A 20,191-nucleotide genomic window follows, 5' to 3' on the forward strand; every position below is an offset into this window, starting at 1 on the left:
AAAACTATAAGTTACTCCACGTAGCAACCGTTCAAAGTGAGGAGAAAGTAATGTCAGCAGGATTAAAATTTAAACACGCTATTGCCAATAACCGCCCGTTACAAGTAGTAGGTACTATTAACGCCTACACAGCGATGATGGCTGAAAAAATGGGTCACCAAGCTATTTACCTCTCAGGTGCCGGTGTTGCAAACGCCTCGTTTGGTATGCCTGATTTAGGTATGACAAGCCTTGATAACGTGCTTGAAGATATTCGTCGTATTACGGGTGCGAGCGATTTACCACTACTTGTTGATGCCGATACCGGTTGGGGTGGGGCGTTTAACATTGCACGCACAGTAAAAGAAATGACTAAAGCCGGTGCGGCGGGTTTTCATATAGAAGACCAAGTAGCGCAAAAGCGCTGTGGTCATCGCCCTAATAAAGAAATTGTAAGCCAAGGTGAAATGGTTGACCGCATTAAAGCGGCGGTTGATGCAAAAACCGATAGCGATTTTTATATTATGGCGCGTACCGATGCATTTCAAAAAGAAGGTTTAAACGCCGCGATAGACCGTGCAGCTGCCTGTGTTGAAGCCGGTGCTGACGCTATTTTTGCAGAAGCCGTGCACGACCTTGCTGATTACCAAGCATTTGCAAAAGCGATTAACGTTCCAATTTTGGCAAACATTACTGAGTTTGGCCAAACACCTATTTACACAAAAGAGCAGTTAAGCGATGTAGGTGTTGAAATGGTGCTTTACCCACTAAGTGCATTTAGAGCCATGAACAAAGCGGCATTAAACGTGTATTCAGCAATTTTAAATGAAGGCTCACAACAAAGCCAAATTGAAAATATGCAAACGCGTTCTGAGCTTTACGACTTTTTAGATTACCACACGTACGAGAACACACTCGACACCCTTTTTTCATCAAAATCTGACAAATAATAATTTGGGCCTATTAATCTTTAGTGGTTGAATTTTCAGCAGTATGTTTGGTGTTTAGGCAAGGCAGAGCCTATGCAGTGTGGTTATTCCCCATAAATTGGCGATAACGCAGTATAAATACCAAACATGCGCTGCCCGTCGGGTTCTTTCTAGGGACGATTATCTCTTTGTTGCTCGGTTTTTACTTAGTCCACTAGGTTACAAACCTCGCGCTGCGATTTAATCGCCCCTAGATTGAACAAATTCCAATCTACAAAGTTCAATACGCCCAACAATCACACACAAATTTAAAGTAGGAGAAGATCATGGTAGATAAAGCATTAGGCGGCGCGGGTTTACGCGGACAAGTGGCTGGTCAAACAGCATTGTGTACTGTTGGACAAAGTGGTTCTGGTTTAACGTATTGTGGTTACGATATTAGCGAACTTGCCGAAAAAGCGCAGTTTGAAGAAGTGTCTTTTTTACTTTCACGCGGTGAGTTACCAACAACTAGCGAATTGGCTGAGTATAAAGCAAAGCTAAAAAGTTTACGCGGCTTACCAGATGCGCTTAAAACTGTGCTTGAAAATATTCCTAAAGACGCGCATCCAATGGATGTAATGCGCACGGGCTGCTCAATGTTGGGTAACCTTGAAATGGAGCTTGATTTTAACCAAGCTAATGATGCAATCGACCGTATGGTTGCTGTGTTCCCAAGTATTATTTGTTACTGGTACCGCTTTACACATGATGGCGTACGCATTGAAACACAAACTGATGACGACTCAGTTGGCGCACATTTTTTAACACTGTTACATGACAAAGCACCTAGTGATTTATTTGCACAAGTGATGAACGTATCACTAATTTTATACGCAGAGCATGAGTTTAATGCTTCTACATTTGCGGGTCGTGTGTGTGCATCAACGCTTTCTGATATTCACTCTTGTGTAACAGGTGCGATTGGTACGCTACGTGGGCCATTACATGGTGGTGCTAACGAAGCAGCTATGGATATGATTCAAGGTTTTACAAGTGCTGAGCATGCTGAGCAAGAAGTAATGGGCATGCTTGAACGTAAAGATAAAATTATGGGCTTTGGTCATGCTATTTATCGCGAATCTGATCCACGCAATGTAATTATTAAAAAATGGTCTGAAAAACTAGCGGCAGAGGTAGGCGATACCGTGCTTTACCCAGTGTCTGTTCGTTGTGAGGAGATTATGTGGCGCGAGAAAAAACTGTTTTGTAATGCCGATTTTTTCCATGCGTCTGCTTATCACTTTATGGATATTCCGACTAAGTTATTTACGCCAATATTTGTAATGAGCCGTGTTACTGGTTGGACTGCACATGTAAAAGAGCAACGCGCTAACAACCGTATTATTCGCCCAAGTGCCGATTACACAGGGCCTGATGCACGTAGTTACACACCAATCGAATCAAGAAGTTAATTATTTTTAACTAAGGTGAGCCAATGGCTCACCTTTTACGGCTTTAATACTTTATATAATAAAAACAACTACAAACCTAAAGCCTTTCTTGAAAAATACCAATTGCACCCTCCATAAAATTGGTATTACATCCGTCACCAAATTAGCGAACCCTTATTATGACCATAATTAATAATACCCAATACCGTAAACCTCTACCGGGCTCAAATGTCGACTATTACGATACCCAAGAAGCCGTAGATGCAATTAAGCCAGGTGCATACGCCACGCTACCTTATTCATCACGTGTATTTGCCGAAAACCTAGTACGCCGATGCGACCCTGCCATGTTAACCGATGCACTTAATCAGCTAATTGAGCGCAAGCAAGATTTAGATTTTCCGTGGTATCCGGCGCGCGTAGTATGCCACGATATTTTAGGCCAAACGGCACTTGTTGATTTAGCAGGTTTGCGTGATGCAATTGCAGCCAAAGGCGGCGATCCGGCAAAAGTGAATCCGGTGGTACCCACGCAGTTAATAGTGGATCATTCGTTAGCGGTAGAGCATGCCGGTTTTGATCCTGACGCATTTGAAAAAAACCGCGCCATTGAAGACAGACGAAATGATGACCGTTTTCACTTTATAAACTGGACAAAAACTGCCTTTAAAAATATTGACGTTATTCCACCGGGTAACGGCATTATGCATCAAATTAATCTTGAAAAAATGTCGCCGGTTATTCAAAACCGAGATGGCATTGCATTCCCAGATACACTAGTTGGCACCGACAGCCACACGCCACATGTTGATGCGCTGGGCGTTATTGCTGTGGGCGTAGGTGGGCTTGAAGCTGAAAGCGTAATGCTGGGCCGCGCTTCTTATATTCGCTTGCCTGATATTGTAGGTGTTGAGCTAACAGGTAAGCGCCAACCCGGTATTACCGCAACCGATATTGTGTTGGCTATTACTGAATTTTTACGTGAGCAACGTGTTGTTTCTACTTATTTAGAGTTTTACGGTGAAGGTGCCGACGCACTTACTCTTGGCGACAGAGCAACCATTTCAAACATGACACCTGAATTTGGCGCAACTGCAGCCATGTTTTATATTGATGATAAAACAATAGATTACTTGCGTTTAACAGGTCGCGAAGAAGAACAAATTGCCCTTGTAGAAAACTACGCAAAAACAGCGGGCCTTTGGAGCGATAGCTTAAAAACCGCAAAGTATGAGCGTGTGCTTAAGTTTGATTTATCAAGCGTGGGGCGCAATATTGCGGGTCCATCTAATCCACACCGCCGCGTATCGACAAGCGATTTAGCTAAAGAAGGTATTTCGGGTGTTGTTGAAAATGAAGAAGGCTTAATGCCAGACGGCGCATGTATTATTGCCGCGATTACTAGCTGTACTAATACTAGTAATCCACGCAATGTAATTGCCGCTGCACTCCTTGCCCGTAACGCAAATGCTAAGGGTTTAATGCGCAAACCTTGGGTTAAAACCTCATTAGCACCAGGCTCAAAAGCAGTGCAATCATACCTTGAAGACGCAAACCTACTAACAGAGCTTGAGCAACTTGGCTTTGGCATTGTTGGTTTTGCGTGTACTACCTGTAATGGTATGAGCGGGGCGCTTGACCCTGTTATTCAAAAAGAAGTAATTGATCGCGATTTATACACTACAGCGGTGCTTTCGGGCAATCGTAACTTTGATGGGCGTATTCATCCTTATGCTAAGCAAGCATTTTTAGCGTCACCTCCTTTAGTTGTTGCGTACGCTATTGCAGGCACTATTCGCTTTGATATTGAAAAAGGGATACTAGGGCAAGATCAACAAGGCAACGATATTACGCTTAAAGATTTATGGCCATCGGATGAAGAGATTGATGCAGTAATTAAGCAAAGCGTTAAGCCAGAGCAGTTTAGAAAAGTATACGAGCCGATGTTTAATTTAACCGTAGATTACGGTGAAGATAACGACCCACTTTACGACTGGCGCCCAGAAAGCACCTACATTCGTCGCCCTCCTTATTGGGAAGGTGCACTTGCGGGTGAGCGCACAATGACCGGTATGCATGCGCTTGCGGTACTTGGCGATAACATTACAACGGATCATTTATCGCCATCAAACGCAATTATGGCAAGCAGCGCTGCTGGCGAATACCTAACCAAAATGAACGTCCCAGAGGAAGACTACAACTCGTATGCAACGCACCGGGGCGATCATTTAACAGCGCAGCGTGCAACCTTTGCTAATCCAAAGCTGCTAAACGAAATGGTGCTTGACGAAAACGGCGAAGTTAAGCAAGGCTCGTACGCACGCTTAGAACCACAAGGTACTAATACCCGTATGTGGGAAGCAATCGAAGCCTACATGGAGCGTAAACAACCGCTTATTATTGTAGCCGGTGCCGATTACGGGCAAGGTTCGTCGCGCGATTGGGCAGCAAAAGGCGTAAGACTTGCAGGCGTTGAAGTAATAGCAGCTGAAGGTTTTGAGCGTATTCACCGTACTAACCTAATTGGTATGGGTGTTTTACCGCTTGAGTTTAAAGCGAGCACAACGCGTAAAACTCTAAAGCTGGATGGCAGTGAAACGTACGATGTAGCAGGCGATTTAAAACCAGGTGCCACCGTTAATTTAAGTATTACTCGTAAAGACGGTGAAGTACTCACTGTGCCTATGAAGTGCCGTATCGATACCCAAGAAGAGCTTTCTATTTACGCAGCTGGTGGTGTGTTACAACGCTTTGCACAAGACTTTTTAGAAGCAACGCAATCTGCATAAGGGCAAGCATTATGTTTAAACCGCAAATTAAAGTGCCTGCAACCTATATGCGTGGCGGCACCAGTAAAGGTGTGTTTTTTAATTTAACTGATTTACCAAAGCCTGCTCAAGTAGCAGGCGAGGCGCGCGATAATTTATTACTGCGTGTTATTGGCAGCCCCGATCCGTATGCCAAACAAACGGATGGCATGGGCGGCGCTACATCAAGCACCAGTAAAACCGTAATCCTAAGTAAAAGTGAGCAAGCCGACCACGATGTTGATTACTTGTTTGGTCAAGTGGCGATAGATAGACCTTTTGTGGATTGGAGCGGTAACTGCGGCAACTTAACGTCAGCAGTGGGGGCTTTTGCTATTAGTAATGGTTTGGTCGATAAAAGCAGAGTACCTAATAACGGTGTTGCTATTGTGCGTGTGTGGCAGGCTAATATTAAAAAAAGCATATTAGTGCATGTCCCTATGACCAATGGCGAAGTGCAAGAAACCGGTGACTTTGAACTCGATGGTGTTACTTTTGCTGCAGCTGAAGTAAAACTTGAATTTATGGACCCCGCTGATGGCGATGGCGCGTTATTTCCAACAGGTAACGTAGTTGATGACTTAGAAGTACCAGGTGTTGGTACTCTAAAAGCAACCATGATAAATGCAGGTATTCCTACTGTATTTATTAACGCCACTGATATTGGTTATACCGGCACAGAGCTGCAAGACGATATAAATAATGATGTTGCTGCACTTGCAAAGCTTGAAACCATTCGCGCTTATGGCGCCGTTAAAATGGGCTTAATCACTGATATTAATGAAGCGCAAGTTCGCCAACATACGCCAAAGGTTGCGTTTGTTGCAGCGCCTTTAGATTACAAAGCGTCTAGCGGTAAAGTTATTAAGGCTGCCAATATCAACTTATTAGTACGCGCAATGTCGATGGGTAAACTACATCATGCCATGATGGGCACAGCCGCTGTAGCTATTGGTACGGCTGCGGCTATTGAGGGCACACTTGTTAATATAGCCGCTGGTGGCGGAGCATTGAGTGAAGTTAACTTTGGTCACCCGTCGGGCACGCTAAAAGTAGGTGCTGAGGCTAAAAATAATGCTGGCAACTGGCTAGTTACCAAAGCAAGTATGAGCCGAAGTGCACGTGTATTAATGGAAGGGGTTGTAAGAGTACCTTACTAATCACTGGTGAAGTTAAGCGCAACTAAACATTTATTTTAGTTAAGCAAACAAATTTTATAAACGTTTGCTTAGCTAAAATAAAACCTACTCACACTCGTTAGAAATAATCCTTTTTCATTAATTTTTAGAATTATCGTCTTTTTTAGCTCTCATCCACCGCATTTACTTGAAGAATATAATTAACAAACTAGATTATATGTAATATTCATTTAATAAAATGAATATATTGTATCAATATGTGCTGGTTCTTTATGAGTGTCTATAGGTTATTGAATAATAGAGATGCTGATAAAGAAGTAGCTCATAGAATAAAGATAAATACTTCTATAAAACGTATAAATATGTAGCATAACTATATAGCTTAATGGTATTTTTAATGTTCTAGTAACAAAAGTTATGATTGTGTACTTTTTGATGCTTTTTAAACATAAAAGCTTAAATAAATCACTATCAACTAAACTAATTTCTGATACTCATTCCAGGCTATCAAGGAGAAATAAATGGTAAAGCGTACGATCAAATTTACACCTATTGCAGCTTCAGTTGCACTTACATTAGGCTTAACAGCATGTGGTTCTGATAACGACAGAAATATTCCTGTTACACCTGTAGAATCTTTCACTGCAACGGGCGATGCACAATTTAACATTGAAGTAACAGGTAAAGCAGTTAAAGGTTCAATGAAAAGTGCAGTAGTAACTGTAATGACTTTAGATGCATCTGGTCAAAGCGTTCCTGTTGCATTTCGCTCAGCTGCTTCAGCAGAGGCTGAGTCTTTTTCTGAAGAAGCACTATCACAAGATGCTGCAGATGCAGCGGTAGAAGCAAGTAAAATTGCCGCTAACCCTGAAGTGCTAACTGATGAAAACGGTCGTTACAGCATCTACTTAGATGATGATTTTACTGGACCTGTTTACATTACTGTTAAAACGTCTGAAGAAGGCGATGATAGCTTTTTACGTTGTGATGCTTACGTAGGTTGTGGCACTTACGACGAAGCGCCAGAAGTTGACGACGAAAATGATGGCGATACTGATATTGAGTTTGGCGAATGGTACAAAACTGACCTAGAGCTTTCAGTTGTTAAGTTTATTCCAGCTGTTGAAGCAGATACATCTGGAGCGAGCGGTGCAGCTGGCGACGCTAATGTTTTAGGTTCTTATAAAGCTAATGTTACTTTTTTAACATCGTTAGTGGCGGGTCTTCTTCTTGACTCAGGTTCAAGTGTAGATGAAGACGCTATTGCTACAGCTAGCTTAAACACTGTTGTACAAGTGATGGGTCAAGACGCAGCACTTTTACTTTCTGCTATTATTGGCGATTTATCTAACGGCGGCGCTGTAGATTTAAGTAATGTTGATGGCGAAGAAGAACTTACTGACGGTATTTTAGCAATTGCACAGCTTTCATCTTCAATTCAAGGTTTACCTTCAATTGGTGATGTAATGAGCAGCATTAAAGCGGGTATTAAATCAGGCCAGTTTAAAGGTAATACTGACGCTGGCATTGCTGCAATAGCTACAATGTTACAAACAGCAATTACAAATACTGCAAACATTTTTGTTGCTGTAGCAACGGGTGATGAAACTGCAATTGAAAACGCTTTAAAAGCGGCATTCTCTATTAACAACCCTAATGCAACACAAGCACAAATTGATGCGTTTGCCGCTAATTCAGTAGGTATTGCTAAAAAAGCAAAAGCAGCTAAAGACAAAGCTGTTAAAAATGGTGCAGCAACTGATGCCGGCCTTGCAGCCGCTGCAGTAAAAGTTAAAAAAGCACTAGAAGTAATTGGTTGTACTGGTGCAGAGTGTACAGTTGGAGATGATTTTTATACAGCTCTAGCAGCTGCTTTAACAGTAGAAGTTACAGCTTCACAGACTGCACTTACTGCATTAGAAATGGATATTGAAACAGCTCAAAGTTCACTTGCTGATGTTCAAGCAATGGGTGGCGACGCTCTTACAGCTGATAACGCAGCTGCATTTGTAAGTGCTGTAACATTACTGAAAAATGAAGCTGCTACAGCTGATTTAACAGTTAAAGCGGATTCTATTTTTGTTAAATCACAAGGTTACGTAACTGCTGCAAAAGCGTTAGTTACTCAAAGCTCTGATTACCAACAGATTCTTGATTCTGCAACGTCTTTACAAACAGATGCAGGTGTTGCTGTAACTGACACAGTTGCATACGACGCTGCATTAGCTGCACTAGTAGCGGAAGCAGAAGAAGCGATTAAAACGTTTGATATTGCTTTTGCTGCAGCAAAACTAGTTGCTGAAGATACTGCAGACGTTGCTGATGAGAAAAAATCAGCAGCAGACACAGCTGAAGCAGCTTCTACAAGCGCACTTGCTAACGCAGAAGGTGCAATGGTAGATACAGCCGAAAACGCAACTGAAGCTCTTGAGCTTGCTATGACTGCTGTTACTGCTGCGTCTGATTTTGCTGCTGCTGTTGATGCACTTGAAATTGCTATTGAGCAAGCACTAGTTGCTGCTAATGCTTACCTAGACCTTGAAGGCGAAGGCGCACAAGCAATGATTGATGCGCTTACAGCTATGCAAACAGCTGCTGAAGCTCAAGGTGAACTAGCTAGCGAGCAATTTGTAACAGCTTATAACCTACAACTTGTTGCTGAAGCGGCGGTTGCTAAACTTGAGGTACTAACCTCTGTTAAAGCTACATCAGAGTCATTATCGACTATGACTGTGCTTACTAACACTGGCGGTCAAGCGGTTATCGATGCAGCAGATGTTCTTGCTGACGTAATTGATGAATTGGCTGAAATGGGCAACTCAGGTGAAGGTACTTCTACTCGTCAACCTGATTGGTCATATAACTATGACTTAGATGCACTAGTTTTAGAATTAGAGAACGAAACTACCGGTGAAATGATCAGTGCTTCAGCTTCTTACCAAGGCGAGCAATTAGTTGTTGCTTGGGGCGCTACATTAATGGGTGAAAATGACGCAACTGTGTCACTTGTTACGGGTGAAAGTCGTACTGCAGCTCTAGAAGAGTGTGAACTGTTTGCTGACGGTACGATTATTGATCCTACGCAAATTGATTCATGTTTAATATTCACATTTGATGGTGAAGTAGATGCTGACACAGTTGATGACGCTGAAATCGTTAACACTGAAGCTTGGAACCACGTTGAAATTATGGACGGTGATTCTGGTTTCACTGGTATGCTAAACATTACTGCAACTGAAGAATCAGATTCTTCAAGCATTACACTTGAAGGTATGTCTGGCGACTTAGACTTTAAAGTAATGGGTATGGTTGACGGTAGTGGTGATGAAGATGAAAGTACATTAGAAGTTATGGTTAAAGGTGACGCAGCAATGGGTTACACATTATCTCTAACGGGTATGGAATCTACAGGTTACACTGGTGATGTTAAAGCTATGTACAATGGCGAAATGATGTCATTCGGTTCAGCTACTAAAGTTACTAACGGTGTATCTATCACTTACATCGATGGTGATGTAGTGCCTTACACTGATGTTGATTTAATTGATTCATCTAAGTAATATTTAAACTATAAAAGGGGAAAGCAGCGCTTTTCCCTTTTTTTATAGAAAGCGATTAAATTATGAAAAAAAAAATTCTCTTGTTAGGATTTTCAACAGCTTTTATTTCTCCTCTTGCTTCCGCAGATAACCAATTTCAAATATTTACTCATTTTGACGCAGAAATTTATACTGAAGCACAACCAGTACAGGCCTTTGTAGATGATTTTGATGCACCATTAAAATCGGGTGACAGTGCATTTACCTATAATATTTTTGAAGTGGGTGTTGGCTACGGTAATTTTAAAGTGGGTTTACAAAGTCGTTATGACTATGTTCTTAACTTTGATCCTGATACAGCTAAATACACTCATACCGAAAAGAATGACTTAGAGTTTGAAGATAGATTTTATACTTATTACCTCGATGCTAAACAAGCAACGTCTAATGGTGTATTTGTATCTTATGATTTTAAATTTTTAGATAAAAATGCATTAACAATAACACCTAAACTTTCTGTTTTTGCCAGCTCACACTATCAAGATGCCACTGTAAATGGTGAGATTTTTAGTGATGAAGTTGAAGGTGCTGTGACTGTCGATTACAACTTTTCTAAAGACATTTTATTTAAAGAATTTACACCTTCACAAAAGCCTGAAGGGCTAGGCTATAGCCTAGATATTTTTGCCGATTGGCAAGTAAATGACGAACTTAAAGTTGGTTTTAGCGTAAAAGATTTGCTGTATAAAACAGAGTACGAAGACAGCGGCTCTGTAAAGGGGCAAACTACTGAAATTCCATTTAGCGAAGATGATAACGGCGATATTATTACTCAGCCAACAGTTTCATTAAAAACATCTGCATTTGGAAATACGGTATCTCATGATTTCGAAATGGAAATGCGACTACAAGCATTTGCCGATTACAGAATAAATGATCGGTTTTCAACTCAGTTAACTTTAAAACGTTACGACAAAGACACGTTTAGCCAATTAAAAGGCCGTATTCACTTTTGGGATCATTGGCGAGTACAAGCAGGCTACGAAACAAAAAGCGAAGCATTTTTAGTTGGTATAGAAAACGAATATTTTGGTCTTAATTTACAAACTGATAGCCTAGATTTAGATAAAGCCTATTATGCGAATGTGAATTGGTACGTGAACATTAAGTTTTAAGGAATGACGATGTTAAAACAAATTATACCTTTAGGGGTCGCTATTGCATTGGCTGGTTGTGGTTCTTCATCAGACAGTGACAGTTCAGAATCTGTTGCAGTGAGTGAAATTGCTACATCTTCTTCTGTGAGTTTTTATGTATCTAATTGGCAATCACCACAGGGCACGCTTAATGTTTTAGATAGCGATGGGGTGGTGCAAGAATCAATTGAAGTCGAAAACATCAATACTGCGAGTGTAAGTGTAACTCCACTTACTTTTAATAGTTTTGAGTTTATACCTAGCGATACAGCTCTACCTTGTCCGCGATTTACAGGGTGTGGCAGAACTGTACGTGGTGATGTAAATGATTTAAACGCAAACCGGTTAATCGATTATCAAGAATTGACAACCGTTACTCTTAATTACAAAGCGGATGCATTTAGTGCACCGGGTGTAAATAAGGTTTACTTATCACCATTGAGCAAAGCAATTACAGAAGAAGGCTTTAGTGCTACACAGGCGAGTTTATCAGCCACGCCTTTTTATCATTTAACGCACAGTAATTTAAATGCAAGTGTTGAAGCAGAAATGGTTACAAATGCCTTCACTTACGCGGCAATTTTATCTGGTGTTGCTGATAGTTCGTTTAGTGTTGAAAGTGCTTTTAATGAATTTACTACCTTGGAGACTGACCAGCAAGCATGGCAATATTACAGCGATTTAGCAGCGCAGTATGTTACAGACAATCTATTTAGCGACCAAGGTAATGCTTTGCTGAAAAATGTAGCTGGTCAAGTTAAGCAAACGATTGCAAGTGTAACTACATTTACAAATTGGCAGGCTCGCTCAGCAGAAGTGCAAAGCTTAGATTCAAGAGAGTTACTTGTTGATACGCGAAATATAATTGGTGTTGCAAGACTTCAAGAAAAAAGCTATTCAGATGAATTAGACGCAAAATTTACTGAACTTGAAGGTACGTTTGATGAAGACACACAAAGAACCCTTGATGCACTTAGTAATGCTTTAAACGAAGTTATCACAAATTATTCACCACTAGCTGATGGCTCTACACCATCAGGGCAATATAAACTTCGTGATTTAGATATTGATTACAACCAATCACCTTATACTTGGGCTATTACTGGCACATATGATGAGTTACCTATAACCATTGACTTATCAATTCCAACTTTCAGAGTAAGTGGTGTATTAGGTAATAAAATCGAAGGTGTAATGAGCGCAACAGTCACAAATGGTGCTACGGTATTAAGTGTGGATGTAAGTGAATTGCTGATTGAGTTTGACGGCATAGATGCTCAAAGTGAATTAAACCCCGAAGCCGATACGGGTATTACACAAGTAACGACCAACGTAATTATCAATAAAACAGCGGGTAAACTCGAAGGTGATTTATCAGTAAACTTAAATCGCTTTGTTAATTCATTAGGTGAGGAGTCAACCACGTTATCTACTTTTGATTTTAATGGTGATTACGTAAGCGACATTCAAAACACTGCATTTCATATCACAGCAGTAGAGGCTTCGCCTTTTGTTGGTGAAGATAATGACGACTTAGCATTTACTTTTGAATTAGATTTTCCATTGAGTGGTGCAAGTGATTTTAAATTTGCATACGTAGGCGATGTGGAAAACCTATCAGAACTTACCTCTACAGATATATTTGTTAGCATACAAAATCGCGCGTTAGATTTACGTATTCGTGATGTTAGTGGCAACATTAATCTAATAGCGAAAGGCGAAAATGGACGTTGGTTAGATGTAAAGCAAAAGGGTCGTAATTACAGTGGCGGTTTATATTTTGGTGATACTAAACTAGCTGATGTTACTGCGGTACGTGGTATTCCTGGTGTTTTATTTCCAAATGGTGAGTTTGAGTCGTTATTTTAACTATTAGATTAAATAATTAAAAACTCAGCATATGCCTTACAGCTCAGCGCTTTTTGTGATGAGTGAAGTGTTTTTATAACTATTCGAAATCCGATATTAGTTTTCTAGTATCGGATTTTTAATGCTTGTCACATTAGTTAAATGCGCCTGAATTGAGGTAGCTGCCAATCCCGAGTGTAAACATCCATAGCCCCCATAAGCTGTGTTCAATAACACACACGACCGTTGAGCGGCTTTGTGCGTAGGTATACGCAAACAGTAAACCGCCCAAAAAGGCTAAGGCTACTGCAATCCAATTTGCATACACAATATGCGCCAACGCAAATACACTCGCACTAACTACAATACGCACTGCTTTTTTTGGCATAATGCGTTTATAACGATGAAAAAAATACGTTCTGAATATTAATTCTTGAGGAATAACCGACAGTATTGGGTAGAGCACCAACAGTAAAAGCCAATCATTAAATGAGTTACGGGGAAGGGTAAACCAGTTGCCTTGATGAATAATCCCGTAAAACATGCCCGAGAACAGCGCACCTAAAAAAAAGAAGCTAAACACACGCCTTTTAACAGCAGAAAATTGTCCAAGGCTTGTGAGTCTAAACCGTTTAAAATGGGGATCGCCTAGTAGCAACATACAACACACACTCATAAGTATAATAAGCGCAGGGATAAGCCAATTAGCTAAATGCTCGCGTAATCCAAAACCCAACAAGGGCAGCAATATAAAAATGAGGGTAAATTCAAACCAGCGATATTGATTGGCGTTCAAGGTCGTCTCAACTTGTTTTTTTAATAAGCTATCAAGCTAAGACGACATTTTTATGACGAGGGGCTTACTTTGCTGGTTCTTCTTCACTAGGGAGGTATTTGTACAAGGCAATAATAGTGGCAAAAATACTCACAAAGGTAATACCCATTAAACCAAACACTTTAAAGTTAACCCAAAAGTCGAGCGAAAAATTATATGCAATATAAATGTTTAGTGCTGCGATGCCAGCAGTAATTACAACCCACATTAAATTAAGCTTATCCCATAACGGCTCTGGAACAACAATAGCTTGCTTTGTATCATTAGCATTTTCGAGGATTGAGCTAAGCGCTTTTTTAACGAGATTTTTCTTAAGTACATAACGGCTAACAAGTAACGTTAAGCTTAAACCTGCGTATATGAGTGTTGCTTTCCATTTTATGTATTGCTCATCATGAAGTACCAGCGTTAACGTACCAAACACAGCAGCAATGCCAAAAAATATCCACTGACGAGTTGGCACAGTTCCATGTTTAAAGTAGCTATAAGCAACTTGAATGAGCGTAGTGGCCATTAATAAACCGGTAGCCCAGTAAATATCGACTAGCTTGAAAACTGCAAAAAACAGTATGAGTGGAATGTATTCAATTAATGCGTGCATATACTACCTAAATTATACAAAAAAGAGTCAAAGGCTTTTTACCACATAAAGCTTAGCAACTACAAGGTTGACTTGTTGCCCTGTAACCCTTAGCCTGCGTGGCTTTATTGCCAATTTGGTTTGGTATTTTTTATATCATCATATTCCCACGCTTAACCAACACTGATTTGGCGTGTATTTAGGAGCCTAAAATGAATAAAGCAGAACTCGTTGCTGCCATTGCACACAAAAGTGAATTAACAAAAAAAGATTCTCAAGCGGCGCTTTCAAGCTTGCAAAAAGTAATTACTAAATCGCTTTCTGAGGGCGATCAGGTTCAAATTAATGGCTTTGGTACGTTTGCACTAAGTTATTACCCAGCGCGCGCTGGGCGTAACCCGCAAACAGGCGCAGCAATTGAAATAGAAGGCGCTAATAAAGCGGTTTTTAAACCGGCTAAGGCGTTAAAAGATCTGCTTTAAATTTATTTAAGGTTTTAAACCCCGTATTGATAGATAAGTTACATGAGCGCGAAGTAAATTCGCACCTACGGGTATATGTTGTAGGTGAGGTTTTATACCTCGCGTTTGGTGGCTTTAAATTATATGAGCTGGAAATAAATTCGCACCTATGTAGATTATTCATAATCTCTAAATGATTTACATGGCATTATAAATCCCACTTACATTAAATCCTTTATTTTCAATTACTTGTTATCGGCATGCATTATGCTGTTTAACTGTGTGTTTCGAACATATTTTTAAACAATACCAGTCTGCTGATATATGGGGTCTATTGAACGACGTTAAATTGCTCAAATATTTATGCAGGTTGGTATCAAATAAGGAGATCTCAATGAGTACATTACAAACAAGCACGCGTTTACAAGGCAAAAAAATTGCAATTTTAGCCACTGATGGGTTTGAGCAAAGTGAGCTTTTATCTCCACGCAGCGCATTACTTGATGCCGGTGCAAACATCGAAATAGTATCAATTAAAGAAGGCCAAATTACGGGCTGGGATGAAGACAAGTGGGGCGATAAAGTGACAGTAGATAAACTAGTCACAAACGCAGACCCCGCTGATTACGACGCGCTTATGCTACCTGGTGGTTTATTTAACCCAGACAGTTTACGCCAAGATAAAGATGCTAAAGCCTTTATTGATGGCTTTTTTGGCGCAGAAAAAAACAAACCCGTTGCTGCTATTTGCCACGCACCGTGGTTGTTAGCTGAAATTAATAAATTGCGCGACCGTACTATTACTTCTTTTCCTAGTATTAAAAGCGATTTAATTAATGCAGGTGCTAATTGGGTCGATCAAGAAGTATGTGTAGACCAAGGTTTGGTAACAAGCCGAAGCCCAGCTGATTTAGAAGCATTTAATGCTAAATTTATTGAAGAGATTTTAGAGGGTAAACACCAAGCTCACTAATTTGCTTTTAAAAAACAAAAAAGGGCATTTTAAATGCCCTTTTTTAATGCGTAAATTTACACTTTTTATAATGCGGTTGCCGCTTTCATTTCACTAACAAATGCTTTTAACTGCGTTGTCATTGCGTCTAAATCGTTAAGGTTAGCTTCAATAATTTTAACTACAGCAGAGCCTGAAATAGCACCTGCTGCGCCTGCATTAAGTGCCGCTTTTACATCATCTGGTGTTGAAATACCAAACCCTAAAAGAGCAGGAGCTGCATGGTATTCTTTTAATTTAGTGACAATATTACCCGCTGGCATTTGTGCTTTAGTATCGGTACCGGTAACACCTGCGCGCGATAGTAAATACGTATAACCACGACCGTAAGAGGCGCATTGGCGAAGTGTGTCATCATCCGCATTAGGTGTTGCAATAAAAATTGGGTCTACACCGTTATCCATTGCCGATTTTCTAAATATTTTAGATTCATGCAGAGGTACGTCAGCCACTAAAATAGAGTCTACACCTACCGCTTTTGCATCTTTGTAAAATGCTTCTATGCCGCGCTTAAAAACAAGGTTTGAGTAAAGCAATAATCCAATTGGAATATCGGCGTTATACTCGCGTATCTCTTTAATAACATCAAAGCAATCTTGCGTGTTAATGTGTACATCAAGTGCGCGAATATTCGCTTTTTGAATTACAGGACCATCTGCAATAGGATCAGAAAACGGAATACCAAGCTCAAGTGCATCAGCGCCGCCGTCAATTAAGCTTTTAATAATCGCAACACTTTGCTCTTTACCTGGGTCGCCAATTGTTACAAATGGTACAAACGCACCTTGTTTTTTCTCGTTAAGCGCTGCAAACATTTTACCGTAACGATCCGTTTTTACTTGGCTCATAGCTGACCTCTTTCAGATAGTACATTGTGAACGTGTGCTAAATCTTTATCGCCACGACCACTTAAATTAATAACTAAAACGCTTTCCTCGGTTTGCTCTTCTGCATACTTAAGTGCATAAGCAAGCGCATGGCTTGATTCAAGCGCCGGAATGATCCCTTCGTTTTTAGCAAGTGATTGAAACGCATCAAGCGCTTCTGTATCAGTGATACCAACGTATTGAGCGCGACCAGTTTCGTGTAAAAATGCGTGCTGAGGACCAACCGCAGGGTAATCAAGACCCGCTGATACAGAGTAAGACTCTTCAATTTGGCCATCGTCGTTTTGCATAATGTACGTGTAAGTACCGTGTAATATACCTTTAGTGCCTTTACAAATTGTTGCACCGTGCTCATTTGTATCAAGCCCTTTCCCAGCAGGCTCAACACCAATTAATTTAACGCCTGGCTCGTCAATAAAGTCAGTGAACATACCAATTGCGTTTGAACCACCACCAACACAGGCAATTACAGCGTCAGGTAAACGACCTTCGGCTTTAAGTATTTGTTGTTTAGCTTCTTCACCAATAACTTTTTGATACTCACGTACAATTGTTGGGAATGGGTGAGGACCAGCTGCTGTGCCTAGTAGGTAGTGCGCGTCTTGATAATTAGCTGACCAGTCACGCAGGGCTTCATTTACTGCATCTTTTAATGTGCCAGAACCCGCTGTTACCGGAATAACCTCTGCGCCCATTAACTTCATTCTAAATACGTTTGGTTGCTGACGTTCAACGTCTTTTGCGCCCATATAAATTCGACATTTTAAACCCAGTAATGCACATGCAAGCGCGGTTGCAACGCCGTGTTGGCCTGCGCCTGTTTCAGCAATTACTTGTTTTTTACCCATGCGCTTAGTAAGTAACGCTTGGCCAAGTACTTGGTTGGTTTTATGTGCGCCACCGTGTAATAAGTCTTCACGCTTTAGATACAGTTTTACTTTTGGGTTTTTAACTAAATTGCGCGTTAAAGTAAGTGGGGTAGGACGACCCGCATACTCGTTTAATAATTTACTTAGCTCAGCCTGAAACTCAGGATCTTTTTGTGCTTTGTTAAATTCGTTTTCTAACTGCTTAAGCGCAGGGACAAGCAACTCGGGTACAAACATACCGCCAAACTCGCCAAAATAAGCTGGATTTTGCATTTTAACCTCAATAATTTCTGATGCTTGTAAAAGCATTATGTAATTTGTTAGGGCACTTTTTACCCGCAGATTCTTCAACGCCTGAGTTTAAATCAAGGCCTAAGGCACCTTTAAAAAGCGCATCTTTAATATTGTCTGGATTTAAGCCTCCAGCGAGCATAAACGGTGTGGTTGCATCATGAAGCACCGACCAATCAAATGCTTTACCTGTACCGCCAGCTTGTGTGTCGCTGTGTGTATCGTAAAGGTGTCGGTCAACGCCATTTACAGGCGTTGGCAATGCATCTTTTATTGCTTGGGCTTTCCAAATCTCGCAGCCGGTAGGTAACTGTGTACGCAACTGAGCGATGTAATCGTCACTTTCTTGACCATGTAATTGAACTGCCGCCAATTTTAGCACACTTGCGTATTGAGCAACTTGATCAATTGGGGCATCTACAAACACACCCACAAAATTAAGCGGGGCACTTTGGCTAAGCTCTTTTGCGCAATCTAAATCAACATAGCGTGGCGATTTAGGATGAAAAATTAAACCACCGTAAATAGCACCGTTTTGATATGCCGCTTGTGCATCTTTGGTACGTGTTAAACCACATACTTTATTGTCACCTAAAATAACACGGCGACATGCTTGCTCTAAATCACGCTCGCCCATAAGTGAGCTGCCAATTAAAAAACCATCGCATAATGGAGCTAAACGTTTTACGTCTTGATGGGTGTAAATACCCGATTCCGAAATAACCACTTTATCAGCCGGAATAAGTTTGCGTAGCTTTTCGGTAGTGGCTAAATCGGTGCTTAAATCGCGTAAATCACGGTTATTAATACCAATAATTTGTGCATCAAGCGCAAGTGCACGGTGTACTTCTTCTTCATTACTTACTTCGGTTAATACCGACATATTTAGTGAATCGGCAACAGCATGCAGTGCTTTATAGCTTTCGTCATCAATTACCGAAAGCATCAGCAATATAGCGTCACCGCCATAAATACGCGCCATATATACTTGGTATTCATCTATAAAAAAGTCTTTACAGATAAGCGGTTGTTCTACTTGGCTGCGCACAAATTCGAGGTAATCAAAACTGCCTTGAAAATATTTAGCATCAGTTAACACGCTCATGCAGGTGGCGTATTTTTTATAAACTGAGGTGATTTCGGTTAAATCAAATGGCTCTCTAATTAACCCTTTTGAGGGCGATGCTTTTTTACACTCTAAAATAAACTGTGTGCCTGGGGCGGCTAATGCTTTGTAAAAGCTACGGCTTGTAGGCACTGCAAGGTGCTTAAAGCTTTCAAGCGGGCGTGCGGCTTTACGCTCAATTAGTTCTAATTTTTTATCAGCAACAATTTTATCTAATACATTAGCCATTACTTACCTCAATAATTGCATTTAGTGTGTTCATGGCTTGCCCTGAACTTAATAATGTTTGTACTCGCTTTGCCCCTTCTTTTAACGTTTCTGCTTTACCTGTTAGGTATAAAAGGGCAGCTACGTTAACCACAATGGCAGCATTATGTGCATCTGTGCCTTTGCCTTGTAAGATGGCAAGGCTAGCATTTGCGTTGTATTGTGGGCCTTCACCAGCGAGTTGTTCAAGTGAATAGTTTGCAAGGTCAAAGTCGCTTGGGTTTAGTGTGTACTGTGTAAGCTTGCCATTATTCAGCTCAACTACCGTTGTTGGGCCGTGTAGAGCTATTTCGTCAGTGCCCGAGCCGTGAACAATCATAGCGCGCTTTGTGCCAAGGGTTTTAAGTGTTTGTGCCATTGGCATACATAACGCTTCGTTGTACACACCTAACAATTGCACATCAGGTGCTGCAGGGTTAGCAAGCGGGCCTAAAATATTAAAAATAGTGCGTGTTTTAAGCGCTGTACGCACGCCCATAGCATGGCGTACGCCACTGTGATAGTGCGGTGCAAACAAAAAGGTAAAATTGGTTTGCTCAAGACATTTTGCTGCCTGCTCTGGGCTCATGTCTATATTAATGCCCAGCGCTTTTAGTAAGTCGGCAGAGCCTGAATTACTCGATACACTGCGATTACCATGTTTTACCATGTTAATGCCGGCAGCAGCGGCAACTATGGCTGCTGTTGTGCTTATATTAATTGTGTTTGAGCCATCGCCGCCTGTGCCACAGCTATCAGCAAGTTGTGTACTGCTGGTAGTAAAAGCAACAGCGTTATCGCGCATTGAGGCTGCAGCACCTGCTATTTCATCGCTTACTTCGCCTTTAATTTTAAGGCTTATTAGTAGGGCGGTTAGCTCAATCTCGCTCATGTTACCTTGCATTATTTCATCAAACAGTGCTTTGGCGTCTGCGTAGCTTAATGATTGCCCTGTAATTAGTTGTTCAATAGCGTGTTGAACATTTATGGGTTGTTCTGGTTGTGTACTCATAA

The 20,191-nt window shown here is 40.9% G+C and carries 15 protein-coding genes; 9 read left to right on the plus strand and 6 right to left on the minus strand.

The genetic code is table 11. The features are described 5' to 3' along the window. Positions 1–50: 50 nt before the first annotated feature. The 7 genes from prpB (at position 51) to GQR53_RS03705 (ending at position 12,891) form a co-directional block, all read left to right on the plus strand. Positions 51–929: a methylisocitrate lyase gene (prpB, locus tag GQR53_RS03675; RefSeq protein WP_002962361.1), complete on the plus strand. Its 879-nt coding sequence runs from the start codon at positions 51–53 to the stop codon at positions 927–929. A 305-nt stretch (positions 930–1,234) separates the two neighbouring features. Next, complete coding sequence (gene prpC / locus GQR53_RS03680) at positions 1,235–2,362, plus strand: 2-methylcitrate synthase (protein WP_165735358.1); 1,128 nt, start codon at positions 1,235–1,237, stop codon at positions 2,360–2,362. Between the two features lie 158 nt (positions 2,363–2,520). Continuing rightward, complete coding sequence (gene acnD, locus GQR53_RS03685; protein WP_165742901.1) at positions 2,521–5,130, plus strand: Fe/S-dependent 2-methylisocitrate dehydratase AcnD; 2,610 nt, start codon at positions 2,521–2,523, stop codon at positions 5,128–5,130. An 11-nt stretch (positions 5,131–5,141) separates the two neighbouring features. Beyond that, positions 5,142–6,308 (plus strand): 2-methylaconitate cis-trans isomerase PrpF, encoded by a 1,167-nt coding sequence (gene prpF, locus GQR53_RS03690; RefSeq protein ID WP_165742902.1) that lies wholly within the window; start codon positions 5,142–5,144, stop codon positions 6,306–6,308. A gap of 500 nt (positions 6,309–6,808) precedes the next feature. After that, the gene (locus GQR53_RS03695) at positions 6,809–9,847 is read left to right on the plus strand and encodes a hypothetical protein (RefSeq protein WP_165742903.1); all 3,039 of its coding nucleotides are present in this window, start codon (positions 6,809–6,811) and stop codon (positions 9,845–9,847) included. A gap of 62 nt (positions 9,848–9,909) precedes the next feature. Continuing rightward, a complete protein-coding gene (locus GQR53_RS03700) occupies positions 9,910–11,001 on the plus strand; it encodes a hypothetical protein (protein ID WP_165742904.1) in 1,092 nt (363 codons plus the stop codon). Positions 11,002–11,010: 9 nt separating this feature from the next. Further along, entirely contained in the window at positions 11,011–12,891 is a 1,881-nt protein-coding gene (locus GQR53_RS03705; RefSeq protein WP_165742905.1) for a hypothetical protein, read from the plus strand. A gap of 133 nt (positions 12,892–13,024) precedes the next feature. Here GQR53_RS03705 and GQR53_RS03710 read toward each other — a convergent pair whose 3' ends face one another. Both GQR53_RS03710 and GQR53_RS03715 read right to left on the minus strand, forming a co-directional pair. Next, the gene (locus GQR53_RS03710) at positions 13,025–13,666 is read right to left on the minus strand and encodes a CPBP family intramembrane glutamic endopeptidase (RefSeq protein ID WP_165742906.1); all 642 of its coding nucleotides are present in this window, start codon (positions 13,664–13,666) and stop codon (positions 13,025–13,027) included. A gap of 64 nt (positions 13,667–13,730) precedes the next feature. After that, a complete protein-coding gene (locus GQR53_RS03715) occupies positions 13,731–14,306 on the minus strand; it encodes an inner membrane-spanning protein YciB (protein WP_165742907.1) in 576 nt (191 codons plus the stop codon). A 191-nt stretch (positions 14,307–14,497) separates the two neighbouring features. Here GQR53_RS03715 and GQR53_RS03720 point away from each other — a divergent pair, with 191 nt between their 5' ends. Together GQR53_RS03720 and GQR53_RS03725 are read left to right on the plus strand one after the other, a co-directional pair. Continuing rightward, the gene (locus GQR53_RS03720) at positions 14,498–14,767 is read left to right on the plus strand and encodes an HU family DNA-binding protein (protein WP_007582488.1); all 270 of its coding nucleotides are present in this window, start codon (positions 14,498–14,500) and stop codon (positions 14,765–14,767) included. A 373-nt stretch (positions 14,768–15,140) separates the two neighbouring features. Then, positions 15,141–15,719, plus strand: a complete 579-nt coding sequence (locus tag GQR53_RS03725) for a type 1 glutamine amidotransferase domain-containing protein (protein WP_024595007.1) — start codon at positions 15,141–15,143, stop codon at positions 15,717–15,719. Positions 15,720–15,784: 65 nt separating this feature from the next. Here GQR53_RS03725 and trpA read toward each other — a convergent pair whose 3' ends face one another. The 4 genes from trpA to trpD are packed head-to-tail and all read right to left on the minus strand — an operon-like array spanning position 15,785 to position 20,189. Continuing rightward, positions 15,785–16,606 (minus strand): tryptophan synthase subunit alpha, encoded by an 822-nt coding sequence (gene trpA, locus GQR53_RS03730; protein ID WP_024595006.1) that lies wholly within the window; start codon positions 16,604–16,606, stop codon positions 15,785–15,787. Next, entirely contained in the window at positions 16,603–17,787 is a 1,185-nt protein-coding gene (gene trpB, locus GQR53_RS03735) for a tryptophan synthase subunit beta (RefSeq protein ID WP_165742908.1), read from the minus strand. Before trpB ends, trpA begins: the two co-directional genes overlap by 4 nt. Before the next feature lie 7 nt (positions 17,788–17,794). Further along, positions 17,795–19,159, minus strand: a complete 1,365-nt coding sequence (trpCF, locus tag GQR53_RS03740; RefSeq protein ID WP_165742909.1) for a bifunctional indole-3-glycerol-phosphate synthase TrpC/phosphoribosylanthranilate isomerase TrpF — start codon at positions 19,157–19,159, stop codon at positions 17,795–17,797. Next, a complete protein-coding gene (gene trpD / locus GQR53_RS03745) occupies positions 19,152–20,189 on the minus strand; it encodes an anthranilate phosphoribosyltransferase (RefSeq protein ID WP_165742910.1) in 1,038 nt (345 codons plus the stop codon). Before trpD ends, trpCF begins: the two co-directional genes overlap by 8 nt. Positions 20,190–20,191 lie beyond the last annotated feature (2 nt).

The organism is Pseudoalteromonas sp. Z9A6 (assembly GCF_011378805.1).
Taxonomy (GTDB): Bacteria; Pseudomonadota; Gammaproteobacteria; order Enterobacterales; family Alteromonadaceae; genus Pseudoalteromonas; species Pseudoalteromonas distincta.